This window comes from Ruminococcus bromii (assembly GCF_002834225.1).
GTDB lineage: Bacteria > Bacillota > Clostridia > Oscillospirales > Acutalibacteraceae > Ruminococcoides > Ruminococcoides bromii.
Genome location: NZ_NNSR01000026.1, coordinates 79921 through 92460, shown reverse-complemented (window position 1 = coordinate 92460; position 12540 = coordinate 79921). Strand labels below are relative to the sequence as shown.

The 12540-nt window shown below is 37.8% G+C and carries 14 protein-coding genes and 1 tRNA gene; 2 read left to right on the top strand and 13 right to left on the bottom strand.

Translation table 11 applies throughout. The features are described 5' to 3' along the window. Window positions 1-10: 10 nt before the first annotated feature. The 3 genes from scfA to RBATCC27255_RS01920 form a co-directional block, all read right to left on the bottom strand. Entirely contained in the window at window positions 11-163 is a 153-nt protein-coding gene (gene scfA / locus RBATCC27255_RS01930) for a six-cysteine ranthipeptide SCIFF (protein WP_015523845.1), read from the bottom strand. A 61-nt stretch (window positions 164-224) separates the two neighbouring features. Then, window positions 225-1628, bottom strand: a complete 1404-nt coding sequence (locus tag RBATCC27255_RS01925) for an aminotransferase class I/II-fold pyridoxal phosphate-dependent enzyme (protein ID WP_101028488.1) — start codon at window positions 1626-1628, stop codon at window positions 225-227. 23 nt (window positions 1629-1651) lie between these two features. Continuing rightward, a complete protein-coding gene (locus RBATCC27255_RS01920; RefSeq protein WP_021883920.1) occupies window positions 1652-3238 on the bottom strand; it encodes a peptide chain release factor 3 in 1587 nt (528 codons plus the stop codon). A 249-nt stretch (window positions 3239-3487) separates the two neighbouring features. Here RBATCC27255_RS01920 and hemW point away from each other — a divergent pair, with 249 nt between their 5' ends. After that, window positions 3488-4588: a radical SAM family heme chaperone HemW gene (gene hemW, locus RBATCC27255_RS01915; RefSeq protein ID WP_169923203.1), complete on the top strand. Its 1101-nt coding sequence runs from the start codon at window positions 3488-3490 to the stop codon at window positions 4586-4588. 59 nt (window positions 4589-4647) lie between these two features. On the opposite strand, the gene RBATCC27255_RS01910 is transcribed toward hemW, so the two are convergent. The 5 genes from RBATCC27255_RS01910 to RBATCC27255_RS01890 all read right to left on the bottom strand — a co-directional run bounded on the left by RBATCC27255_RS01910 (window position 4648) and on the right by RBATCC27255_RS01890 (window position 8359). After that, window positions 4648-5550 (bottom strand): hypothetical protein, encoded by a 903-nt coding sequence (locus tag RBATCC27255_RS01910; RefSeq protein ID WP_101028486.1) that lies wholly within the window; start codon window positions 5548-5550, stop codon window positions 4648-4650. Window positions 5551-5801: 251 nt separating this feature from the next. Continuing rightward, window positions 5802-6509 (bottom strand): hypothetical protein, encoded by a 708-nt coding sequence (locus tag RBATCC27255_RS01905; protein WP_101028485.1) that lies wholly within the window; start codon window positions 6507-6509, stop codon window positions 5802-5804. 14 nt (window positions 6510-6523) lie between these two features. Then, entirely contained in the window at window positions 6524-6967 is a 444-nt protein-coding gene (locus tag RBATCC27255_RS01900; RefSeq protein ID WP_046432708.1) for a cell wall hydrolase, read from the bottom strand. A 193-nt stretch (window positions 6968-7160) separates the two neighbouring features. Beyond that, window positions 7161-7976 (bottom strand): hypothetical protein, encoded by an 816-nt coding sequence (locus RBATCC27255_RS01895; RefSeq protein WP_101028484.1) that lies wholly within the window; start codon window positions 7974-7976, stop codon window positions 7161-7163. 294 nt (window positions 7977-8270) lie between these two features. Continuing rightward, window positions 8271-8359 (bottom strand) — tRNA-Ser (locus tag RBATCC27255_RS01890). A 170-nt stretch (window positions 8360-8529) separates the two neighbouring features. Here RBATCC27255_RS01890 and RBATCC27255_RS10620 point away from each other — a divergent pair. Further along, on the top strand, window positions 8530-8664 hold the full coding sequence (locus RBATCC27255_RS10620) for a hypothetical protein (protein WP_278292147.1): 135 nt from the start codon (window positions 8530-8532) through the stop codon (window positions 8662-8664). Window positions 8665-8784: 120 nt separating this feature from the next. Here the strand turns inward: RBATCC27255_RS10620 and RBATCC27255_RS01885 are convergent, their stop codons facing one another. The 5 genes from RBATCC27255_RS01885 to tsaE all read right to left on the bottom strand — a co-directional run bounded on the left by RBATCC27255_RS01885 (window position 8785) and on the right by tsaE (window position 12540). Continuing rightward, complete coding sequence (locus RBATCC27255_RS01885) at window positions 8785-10275, bottom strand: RNA-binding domain-containing protein (protein WP_147639945.1); 1491 nt, start codon at window positions 10273-10275, stop codon at window positions 8785-8787. Between the two features lie 46 nt (window positions 10276-10321). Next, window positions 10322-10570, bottom strand: coding sequence for a helix-turn-helix domain-containing protein (locus RBATCC27255_RS01880; RefSeq protein WP_015523855.1), 249 nt, complete (start codon window positions 10568-10570; stop codon window positions 10322-10324). A gap of 394 nt (window positions 10571-10964) precedes the next feature. Further along, window positions 10965-11414, bottom strand: a complete 450-nt coding sequence (gene rpiB / locus RBATCC27255_RS01875) for a ribose 5-phosphate isomerase B (protein WP_101028482.1) — start codon at window positions 11412-11414, stop codon at window positions 10965-10967. Next, entirely contained in the window at window positions 11411-12121 is a 711-nt protein-coding gene (gene tsaB, locus RBATCC27255_RS01870; RefSeq protein ID WP_101028481.1) for a tRNA (adenosine(37)-N6)-threonylcarbamoyltransferase complex dimerization subunit type 1 TsaB, read from the bottom strand. The genes rpiB and tsaB overlap by 4 nt, the downstream gene beginning before the upstream one ends. Then, complete coding sequence (tsaE, locus tag RBATCC27255_RS01865; protein ID WP_187128348.1) at window positions 12118-12540, bottom strand: tRNA (adenosine(37)-N6)-threonylcarbamoyltransferase complex ATPase subunit type 1 TsaE; 423 nt, start codon at window positions 12538-12540, stop codon at window positions 12118-12120. Before tsaE ends, tsaB begins: the two co-directional genes overlap by 4 nt.

Sequence of the window (12540 nt, the reverse complement as noted above, 5' to 3'; positions counted from 1 at the left end):
TAAAATAGAATTATTTCTCGCTCATGCACTTTTCGCACTGCTGGTTAGCAACACCGCAAGATGTCTTACAAGCTGACTGGCATGAAGTCTGGCACTCGCCGCAACCGCCTGTCTTAACGCTCTTCTTAAGGTCACGAGTTTCGATAGTTTTAATTCTCTTCATAATAAATCAAACTCCTTGTTAGATTTTGTTAGTTTAATATTATCACACAGTCATTGATTTGTCAATCTTTTTTAACTACGCTTATGTAGTTCGTCATACCGCCTTTTGTTGACATAATCTCAACCTTGCAGGCTGAAAGATATTCAATGTAATTTATAAGTTCCTTGCTTATAATTTCACCGGGTACGATGAGGGGGATTCCGGGTGGATATACCCAGATATATTCGGCAGAAGTTCTGAATTCCGAATTTTGAAACGGAATAGTTTCTTTGTTGAATTTGTACAACTCGCAGGCGTTGAAATTTTTGCCTGTGTAGAGATTTTTTAACGGAACACGCTCGGTGTCGGCTCCTTTTGAAAGTTTGCTGTCAATTGAAATCAGAGCATCTGAAAACATTTCAAAGCCTTTTTCGGTGTCACAAACAGATGTCATGGCAATTACATAGTCCGAATATGCCATTTCGGTTTCAATCTGATAGTTATTTCGCAGTATTTCGGCAAGCTTTGTTCCCGAAATATTTGCGTTCGCTGTTGAAATTACAATTTTGCCGATATCATAATCAAAATCAGTATCGCTTTTATCATAAATTTTCAGATATTTCAGATTTTCAAGTTTTTCTCTGACCGTTTTAAGATTGCAACAATATTCCTTGAATTTATCTTTGCTGTTTTCGCAGAAATCAAGACATTTTTCGATTGAACTCATTAAAATATATGACGGACTGCTTGTTTCAAATACAGCCAAATTTTCGGCAATAATTTCAGAAAGCTCGCTGTCATTTGTTATGAGCAATGCAGTTTGAGTTAATGACGGCAAAGTTTTGTGCAGACTCAATACTGCTGCGTCTGCACCGCAGTTAAGTGCTTCGTCGGGAAAACTGTCCGAAAACGGAAAATGCGCTCCGTGAGCTTCGTCAACAAGTAATTTTGCTCCGTGTTTGTGACAGATTTCGGAAATTGACTTTATATCCGAAACAACTCCTTCATATGTAGGCGAAGTTATGATCACAAGTCTGATTTCATCATTGTGTTTTGTAAGTTTATCTTCTATATCGTAAGGTGAAACCGATGTAAGAATATTGTATCTGCTGTCTGTATCGGGAAAAATGTAATCAACATTGAGATTAAACAGTTCTGCTGAATTATATACAGATTTGTGGCAGTTACGAGCCATTAAGATCTTGTCGCCTTGATTTGTCATTGAGCGAATTGCTGAAAGTATTCCGCCTGTTGAACCGTTAATCAGAATGAAAGCATTTTTTGCATTGTAAAGTTTTGCAGCCTTTTTCTGAATTTCATCAATAACTCCGTTTGGCGAATGGAGATTGTCAAAATCATGAATTTCGGTTATGTCGATATTATACGGTATTATACCCTCTTCTGTAATGTCCTTTCTTTTGTGTCCGGGCATATGAAAAGGATATATGCCGCTTTTTGAATAATTTTTAAGCTTGTCGTACAGCATATATCCTCCGATATTTTAAATATTTAGTTTGTACCGAACTCAGCGAGTTCAAGTCCCTTGTTGTGTTCAAGCGCCCAGTTTATGCTCCAGTAGCTTGTAAAGAGCAAAAGATGATTGCCTTTAAGATCCTGAATTTTCTTAGTATCCGATGCAAGGTCGAGAGTTTTCGGATCAATGTCATCGTTTACAATCCAACGGATAAATTCATATGGGAGTGTTTCCATAATGATATCACAGTTGTACTCGTTTTGAAGTCTGTATTTAAGAACATCAAACTGAAGTACGCCTACAACGCCAACGATAACTTCCTCCATACCTGCGTCAAGCTCCTGGAAAATCTGAATAGCACCTTCCTGTGCAATCTGACTTGTACCCTTGATGAACTGTTTGCGCTTCATTGTGTCTTTCTGACGGACAAGTGCAAAGTGTTCGGGAGCGAATGTAGGAATTCCCCTGAACTGTACCTTGTGTCCCGGTGAACAGATTGTGTCACCAATTGAGAAAATGCCCGGATCAAACACACCGATGATGTCGCCCGCATATGCCTCGTCAACAATTTCTCTTTCCTGAGCCATAATCTGCTGTGGCTGTGAAAGACGCATTTTTTTGTTGCCCTGAACATGGAACACTTCCATATTCTTTTCAAACTTGCCGCTGCAGATGCGCATAAATGCAACTCTGTCACGGTGAGCCTTATTCATGTTTGCCTGAATTTTGAAAACAAATGCAGAGAAAAAGTCTGACATAGGCTCAACCTTTTCATCAACTGTTTCTCTTGGCAGAGGTGGAGTTGTGAGCTGTAAGAACTGTTCAAGGAATGGTTCAACACCAAAGTTTGTAAGAGCCGAACCGAAGAATACAGGAGTAAGCTGACCGTTGCGGACTGCTTCAAGGTCAAATTCATCGCCTGCACCGTCAAGAAGTTCTATTTCATCAAACAAATCCTGCTTATGATAGTAGCCTATTGTATCTTCAAGGGCAGGATCGTCAAGCGTAAGTTCTTTCTTTTCAACTTCTTTCTGACCGTTATTAGCGGTGAAAGCAAGGATTTTCTTAGAATTTCTGTCATACACACCCTTGAATTCCTTACCTGAACCGATTGGCCAGTTTACGGGATAGGTGTGAATTCCGAGAACATTTTCAATGTCTTCAAGAAGGTCAAAAGAATTTTTTGCATCTCTGTCCATCTTGTTGATGAATGTAATGATAGGAATATTACGCATTACACAGACCTTGAAAAGTTTGATGGTCTGTTTCTCAACACCCTTTGAACCGTCAATTACCATTACGGCAGAGTCTGCCGCCATAAGTGTACGGTAGGTATCTTCAGAGAAGTCCTCATGTCCCGGTGTGTCAAGAATATTTATGCAATAACCGTTATATTTAAACTGCAAAACCGATGATGTAACAGAAATACCACGCTGTTTTTCAATTTCCATCCAGTCGGACACAGCATGCTTTGCGGTTCTTTTGCCTTTTACCGAACCTGCAAGGTTAATTGCTCCGCCGTAGAGCAAGAGCTTTTCCGTAAGTGTTGTTTTACCCGCATCAGGATGCGAAATAATCGCAAAGGTTCTGCGCTTGCTGATTTCTTCTTTAAATGAACTCATATCTTTCTTCCCTTCGGAGGTTAAGTATATCCACAATTCTATATTTTACTATTTTTGGATGGTATATGTCAATAAAGAATGAAGAAAATGTGAGAAAAATAATTGCTACAAAAACTTGACAAATTTGTAAATATATTGTAATATATTGGTACAGAAGGACTTAATGTGATTTTTCCTATTTTTTCATATACCTTCCAAATCGAGGCAGAAACTTGTGTTTCTGCCTCAAAATCATTTATGAGGTTTTTTATGAGTAATTCTATCGGTCTTTACATTCACATACCGTTTTGTAAGCACAAATGTCCGTATTGCGATTTTTTCAGCGGCAATGCAGATGAAAACGCTTTCGATAATTATGTGATTGAATTAAAAGATAAAATAAAATACTGGTCTGAAAAAGCCAAAAGAGATGTTGCAACCGTATATTTCGGCGGCGGTACGCCGAGTGTTTTGGGTGCAGACAGACTTTGTGATATTCTTGATTTTATCAAGTTTAATTTTAATATTCAAAATAATGCCGAGATTACGGTTGAAGTCAATCCCGACTCCGCCAAAACTATTGATTTTGAAAAAATGTATGCCTGCGGATTCAATCGCATTTCAATGGGAATGCAGACTGCTGTTGAAGATGAATTAAGGCTGCTTGGGAGAATTCACAGCATAGATGATGCAAAAACTTCTGTTGAAAGGGCTAAAAGTGCGGGATTTAATAATATTTCACTTGATTTGATGATGGGAATTCCTAATCAGACAATTGAAAGCCTTGAAAAATCAATCAGTTTCTGTGCCGATTGCAAAGTTACTCATATTTCATCATACATTTTGAAAATCGAGGAGAATACTCCGTTTTATAAGGTGCAAAATAAACTTAAGCTTGCTGATGATGATATGCAGGCCGAAATGTATCTGAGAGCTGTTGAAATGCTTGATTCTCTCGGATACAAGCAATATGAAATTTCTAATTTTGCAAAACAGGGTTATGAAAGCCGACATAATACCAATTACTGGAGATGCGGTGAATATATCGGCATAGGTCCGTCTGCACACTCATTTTTTGAGGGCAAAAGGTTCTTTTATTCGAGAAGCATGGATGATTTTAATAACAATAAGCTGTCTTTTGAAGGTACGGGCGGAGATGAGGAAGAATTTATTATGCTCTCTCTCAGGCTGAAAAGCGGTCTTAATTATTCTGAATTTGAGGAAAAATTCGGATACACCCTCCCCTCTTACATTATCAAAAAAGCTAAAGAGTATGAAAAATACGGCTATACAAATGTTACGGACAAGTCAATCAGCTTTACACCGAAAGGTTTTCTTGTTTCAAATTCAATAATCAGTGAACTGATATAAAAAACGCTCCGAGAATAAATTCGGAGCGTTAATTTTATGTTATGAATTTGTATGTCAGATTAATACAATGAAGAGTATGAACCGCCGCCGATAAGCGATGTAAGAACACTTGTTGCAAATGTACTTGTGTTAAATGACCACATAGTAAGTTTTGCGCCGATGAAGAATACAATCATAAATGCAACGGCAACGATGAGTGTGAGAATTAAAGTGAATAATGCAGAGTTCTTTTCTTCGGGAACATTAGCTTTTACCTGATTTACAAGTGAAATAACAAGGTAAAGCATAACGATTATGAAGAAGAACAGGAACATATATACGCTGATTAATGCGCAAAGACCTGCCAAAATCCAACCGATTGATGCCGGAATAGATTCAATTGAAAATGTGATGAATGAATCAATAAATGCTTTGGCTGTGTTTTCTTCGGTTTTGTATTTCTTTACATATGCAAAGAGAATAACAGAATAGAAGCCGCCGATAAGGACAGTAGTAACAAGACTTACAAGAAGCGTTTTCGGAAAATCAAGTGCGCTCATAGAAAGCATAAGAAACATATTGCCAAGAATGAGTGCAATAAAGAAAATTGCCGAGAAAAGAGCGCCGAGAATGATGTCTTTTTCAGCCTTTGCTGTTTTGATAACAGTTTTGGAATCCTTAAAGAATGAAGTGAACACAACAGGAATGTTCTTTAAAGCCTTAACAAAAGCATTTTCACCAATGGGTGCTGTGTTATTTACGGCATAAGGCGACTGCTGTGTCTGTGGGCTTTGCGGCTGTGCATACTGTTGCTGAACAGGGTTCTGATACTGTGGCTGTTGTGGCTGAACAGGCTGCTGATACTGAGGCTGTGGCGGCTGTGCATTTGCCTGCTGAGCCTGTGCTTGAGCGGCTCTTGATTTTTCGCAGTTGCAAACAGCATTGTCTTCAAGCTGTGCTCCGCAATATTTACAGAATTTCATGGTGATTCCTCCAAGATAAAATAATATGTAACAGGTCTTATAGCTACCTGTTGTTTGTTTATTGAGAAGTGATAACATCAACGCTCACATTATATCACAAATTACAGCAATAATTCAATATTTCTTACAATTTTTTAATTTTTTACACTACAGAAAATTATATGTTAAAATAATGAAATGATGTACACATAGCAAATAATGACAATAAAACAGCGGCAAAAACTATAAACTTTAGATTTTGCCGCTGTGGTTTAGTAATAATACCTTATAAATTTTATATTGTAGTAATCACAGGTTGTGATGTCGTTGGTGTCAATCTCATTTATAAGGATATAATCCTGAGCAACACCTAAAAGATAGCCTGTTTTCTGAACAATTGTGTTTGCTCCCATGAGAAAATCAACGGTGATTCTTCTTCCGATTTGTGTTCGCATAAAACCGTTGTGATATCTCAGATTTTCGGCTGTTACAGGAAACGGATATTGATAATCACTCATCGACATTCCGATATTCTGCCTTATCGGCGTTGCAACGGTGGCACCGGGGCTCGCCGTTGTAGCAGGGGTTGCAGGCAAAACAGGTATAGATGCATCTATTTTTTTTAAGTCCTTAATGAACGGTATATTTTGAAGACTTCCGTTGTATTTATTTATATTTTCAGGTTGTTCTTCTGATGTACTTCCGCCCTCTTCATATGCTATTTCTGCCTGTTCAAGCGAGGGATTGTCATTTGATTTTTGAACTTTTTCTGTCATATTGGGGTGTGCAACAGACGGTGCGCCCTGATTGTGTCGCATAATTTCGTCAATCGCAGGAATATAACATCCGATATCCGCTGTGTTTGACGGACATGAATTGTTGAGGCAGGCTTTGTTTTTGTCAAGTCCGTAATGATGTTCGGGATTAATCTGATTTGCCGTAGGAGTTGTATTAACTGCAATATTTGAAGAATTATCCATTAAGCTATGCTCCTTTATGTTTTGGAATAAGCCTCGGTAGGCGAATAAAAGCAATGATCCCCTACCCTGTTGTAAATTACTCCGTTGTTTGACGGAAAAAATGTTGGGCAGGTATCTGAAAATGGATTAAAATAGAAAATTGAATTTCCGACAGATGAATCGGTATTGCCCGCCAATGCCCAATCGGCAATGTTATAGTGAATTTCGTCAGGGCGTATATTGTAAACATTCTGAGGATTATATTGTCCACCGACAGTTGTTTTAAGACAGGTAAATTGATTTGGTTGTTCCATTATGGCACGGAAATCTCCGCCCTTGCTGACTCTTGCAAATTCCCCGTTTGGAACACGGGTTCGGTTTACAATTACCGACGCAACGGCACGCATTCCGTTTTCACCTTCCCCACCTGCCTCACATTTTAAAAGCCTTGCAAGCAATTCTCTTGTACTCAATGCCACCTTTTTTCACCAACCGTTATTTTATTCAATGATATTTTATGCATAAAATAACTTGTTGTTACAAAGAAAAAGCTTGTGATAAATGTGTTATTCACGCAGACAGGAAATTCTGTTTTATAGAAGCAACTCAGACGGTGTTCGATAATCTTTTGAGATGCCAACTACAACATTTATTCAGATTAGCTGTTGCTGTCTACCACTTTACTTGCTTTTGCAGGGCTATTTTGCCAATCACCGAACCATCAGATAAATTGTTTGCTTTGAGTAATATTATTGATTTTTTATTGACACTATCATCAATAGTGCGTATAATGATATTGGAACCCGAATTTTTAAGTTGGCTGGGTAATTGGTACCCTGACTTCTTAAAAATATTCTGGGTTCTTTTTTTGTCTAAATAATAAAATCCTATTTTTCCTGTTGTTTCTAAAACAACAGCTTCTTTGATTAAATCGTTAATGTTATTTTTGCCGTCATCGTTCACAAGCCATTCGCTTTTGTTTTCGTCAATTGAAAATTTCAGCGTATCGTGTATTACACCGGCTTTTTCATCTGTAAAATCATAATCTTCATCAAGCGAGAATTTTTCTTTTACTCCTGCGGAAAGTTCTTGTCCAACCTCTTGATAAACTCCTGCTCCGTTGGATTGTCCTTCATTAACTCTTCCATTTTTAACAGAGTTTCGTCCTATGTCATTGAATCGCTTACTCTTAATGTTGTATTGTCCGAGTATATGTTCAAACTGTTTAGTATAATCTCTGAGTAATTGTCTAAATACTTTCTTGCTATCATAATTGTTTTCCTCTAATTTAATTATAAAATTTGCGATTTTGTTGCCAACGGTTTTATTATAATCTATATTTCCGATTGCATAAACCTTTTCTAAAGGATTATCGTCAAAAGTATTGTCGTAGATGACTAATTTGTATTGATACTTTGAGTTTTCTTCACACTCAACAAGAATTGAGTCATCATTTATTCTTAATCCCGAATCAAGTCCTGTTGACATAGCGTGCGTGAATTTCCGCCATTCTTCTGCCGTTAAGGCTTCAGAGAACTTTCCACCGTGTTTAGGATTTATTACAAATCAGAATATTACCAAGTTAGAATGCAATGAATATCAAAAAGAAATGGTACTGCAATCATAACAGGATTTTTAGATTATACTTATCAATAAATACAGGGCGTGAAAATAATTAGCCACTTATAAATATCATATACTCGAATTTTTCGGATTTTCCCCCCGACTATTGATATTGAGCAAAAAAACACCGTAATTCTAACAGAACTACGGTGTTTTTTATGGCGGAGACGGAGGGATTCGAACCCTCGTCCCTCAAGGGGCATCATGATTTCGAGTCATGTCCGTTATGACCACTTCGATACGTCTCCGAATATTGGTGATTTACCTCGTTTATTGTACTTGTTTTTTGTGTGATTGTCAAGCAAAATTACACAAATTTGTAAATTTTAAATTTAATCCGTAAAAGCATAAATAAGTGACTGCGAATATTATATGAAAACTTATACCTGATTTTGCGGACAGTTTTTCCTTGAAAATTATGTATAAAAAGATTATTGAAACAACCATACTCAATTTATCAATCGGCACAACTGCACCTGCGGAATCGTCTTGCAAGACTTTGTATCAGCAGAGTCTTGAACAGCCTGTTGCAGCACAAGAAAGGCAGATATAGGCAAATTTAGTTTTGGTATTTATTTATAGCAGAATGTTTTCCTTTTGCAAAAATAAGCAACCTAGCAATTATAAGCAACGCTTATGCGGATTGTCGTTCCGAAATTTGATTAAGTTCCGTCTATGCTTTTAGGGTGTATTTTCCGTTTTTGATTATAACAAAATCCTTTGCCATAAGTTTGTGAAGAAGTTGCTTCGACTTTTTATGACTTATTCCGAGAAGTTCGGAAATTTCTTTTGAAGTTACCGTAATGTTGTCAGTAATGTATGAAATTACGGCATCCTGTCTGTCTGTTTCAATATCGGGACGATTTTGTAAAATTTGAGTATTAGTTGATTTACTTTCGGGAACAAACGAAAGCTTTAAGGTGATGCTTTCGGGTTTGAAACTTTCTTCAATGACCGGCAGAACAAATCCGTGGCTTTTCCAAACGGAGAAGATATTAGAAATACCGAAGCCGTCGTTACTGCCGATTCCTATCAGATTAAACATACGCATAATTGCCGTGTTTCTGGGGTCGGATATACCGCCTGCTCTTGCAGCGTCGAGTTCAACTCTAAATCCGCCGGGATTGGACATTGTAATGCTTTCATCGTCTTTTATAACAGCAACACCGTTTGACCCATAATAGTCGGCATTTATAAGGCAGTTTGCAAGAGCTTCCTGTAAGGCAGTTGTAATCAGTGTAATGTCTGATTTTATATTTACTGTCTGTTTTATATCGGATGATATTTTTTCAAAGACCTTTGTAAAGAAATCATAAAGATTTTCACAGTCAGAATTTAAATCTGATGAAATAATTGTGTGTTTGTCATCTTGTGTTGTTTCCTTATATTCAAGACAATAGGACGGGTATTCTTTTTTGATAAATTCTGACTTGCCGAACATAAGAAGTCCTGCGGCTGTGGGGTGAAATAGAAGGTCGTCCCCTACTCCGATTGCTCCTATTGCCTGCAAGAAATCTTTATCCGACAAATTTTGAAGCCGATTGTTTGGCTTAACAGTTGACATTTTTATTCGGTAGCTATGGAGTGAATCGGTATTAAATACGGAAACAGTCAAACTTTGGATAATACTCATATCCTGTGTTTTAATCTCGGAATCACGCACCATAGCGTTAATTTGATCGGGTGTACAACGGTAGTCACCCTCGCCGTTTCTTCTGTATGAATTATGAATACTGCCGTCAAGATACACGGGACGGTCAAATCTTTTTGCTTTTGGCACTGTAATAACGATAATATGCTTATTTTCAATTTTTTGCACATAAACATCATCATATGAAAGAATGTTTGTGCTTACTTTTTGAATATCGTTTGCTATCTCCCAAAATTCCTCAATAAGTTCATCAGGATCGGGAAGATTTACGGGATGAAGTGATTTGTCCCTGTATTCTTCTACACCTAAAAGTATAATTCCTCCGAGCGTATTTGCAAAGGATGAATATGTTTCCCACAAGCTTTTAGGTAATCCGCCTGTTGCCTTTTTTGCCTCTATTCGATTGTTTTCTCTGTATTTTTCAATGTTGTTAAGGTCAATCACATTCATCTCCCCTATTACTGCTGCGGTTATTCTTTTTATATCAACGGTTTTGTCTGCTAATAAAAGCACCGCAGAAAAATTCTACGGTGCAATTTAAAGATTCGGTTGAAAACAATCAGTTTTCTCTTCCGAGAAGGTAGTCAACAGACACTTCAAGGATATCGGCAAGTGCAACAAGCTCAACATCTGTCACGAAACGAATCTGACCTTCAAGCTTTGAAAGTCCTGACGCATTCATATCAACGCCGTTGACCTGTAATTGGGCAAGAAGCTCCTTTTGCTTCATACCTTTCTGCTTTCTTACAGCCTCAACCCTGCTTCCTACGAGGTTTCTGTCTCCAAGTTCCTGTTTTCTTAATCTCATTTTTACTCTCTCCCAAATCGTTTTAATTCTTTTTTAAAATTCTTTAAAAACATTGTGATGTTATTATAATACTAAAAAGGAAAAAAAACAAGGGGTTTTTGTAAATAAATTTAAAAAAATGAAATTTTTTTGGAAATTTGGTTACAAATTGAAATATAATAGTTACAATGTACCTAATGAGCGGTAATACTGTAAGGATAGTTATGCAAAATTAACAACACTTAATTCTCAATAAGAACGAATAATTTGCGTAAAGCTTTGGCTCTGAATACAATTTCGCAAATTAGTTCCTTGGCAGAAATAACAATTACAAAATATTACAAATGAGAAATCTAAATTTCAAAAAGAAAAACGCCCTCACTTAAAAGAGCGTTTATACCTATTATTGATTTATTTATGCTTTGAAATTACCGTTTTCGATGTCTGTAATCATTGACACACGGTTTTCGTGTCTGCCGCCTTCATAAGGTGTGTTAAGGAAGATATCGGCAAATTTAACAGCATCTTCCTCGCTTGTAACTCTGCCGCCCATACAAAGGATATTTGCGTTATTGTGTCTGCGAGTCATTTCAGCGCAAAATTCGTTTGAAACAACTGCGGCTCTGATTCCCTTTACCTTGTTTGCGGCAATCGAGATACCGATGCCTGTACCGCAACAGAGAATGCCTATTGAGCATTCGCCGGAAGTGATTGCAGTTGCTACCTTGTAGGCATAAACAGGATAGTCAACGCTTTCTTCGCTAAAAGTGCCGTACTCTTTGTATTCAAGTCCTTTTTCATCCAGATATTTTTTGATTGCGCAGATAAGGTTATATCCGCCGTGGTCGCATCCGAGTGCTATCATTTTGTTCTACCTCCAAGTTTTTTATTAAGCTCACGCTGTGCCTGAGGCAAGCGGAGATATACCGGCATAAGTTCTTGCGCCGAAACGGTTTGTCCGTTATTTATCATTTCAAATGCAACAAGTGCAGTTGAAGATGCTCTCTGATATTTAAGGTTTACGGGAGCAGGCTCTGCATTTTGTATTTCATCCCCGATATGTTTAAAGGTAATGTCGGTACCGTCACCTGCAATGATGATTCTTCCGTCAACAGACAGCAGTTCGCTTTTTAAATCATCAAGTGATAATGCTCTGTCATCACAAAGTCGGGTAACAACTCCGCTTTTAATTTCAAACAGTGCATTGTATACCTGTGAACAGCGCGCGTCCATTACGGCACATACAATACAGTCGGTTGAAAGAAAATTATAAGCCATACTCTCAAGTGTTGAAACCGAAACACACGGTATATTATTTGCAAAAGCAAGACCTTTTACTGCCGCAACACCGATTCTTACACCTGTGAATGAACCCGGACCTGCGTTGACTGCAATTGCATCAATGTCGGCTATTTGCGTTTTTGTATTGCTCAAAAGCTGTTCAACCATAGGGATAAGCGTCTGACTGTGGGTAAGACTTGTGTTTATGAAAGTTTCACCGATCAGCTTGCCCTCTTCTGAAAGTGCAACAGATGCGGCTGTTGCAGATGTGTCAACAGACAGAATTTTCAAATTTCAACACCTTCAATTTCAAAGATTCTTTCGTCATCGCTCTCCCCTTTTTCAATCGTTATTCTGATTGCATTTTCGGGAAGTGCGCCTTCTATATTTTCACTCCACTCAATTACGAGAATACCGTTGTCAATGTAGTCAAAAAATCCCGTTGAGTACAAGTCGTCCCACGAATTAACTCTGTACATATCAAAATGATAGATATTGTACTTTCCGCTGTATTCGTTTACAAGGGCGAAAGTAGGGCTTGATACTCCGTCATCAACACCGAGGGCTCTTGCCAGACCTCTTGTAAAGGCGGTTTTGCCCATACCGAGTCCGCCGAAAAGAGCTATTACCTCTGTGCCGTGGAGCTGTTTTGCAATTTTTTCGCCGATTTGCTCAGTTTCATCGGCGCTGTGAGAAATCAATTTTATCAT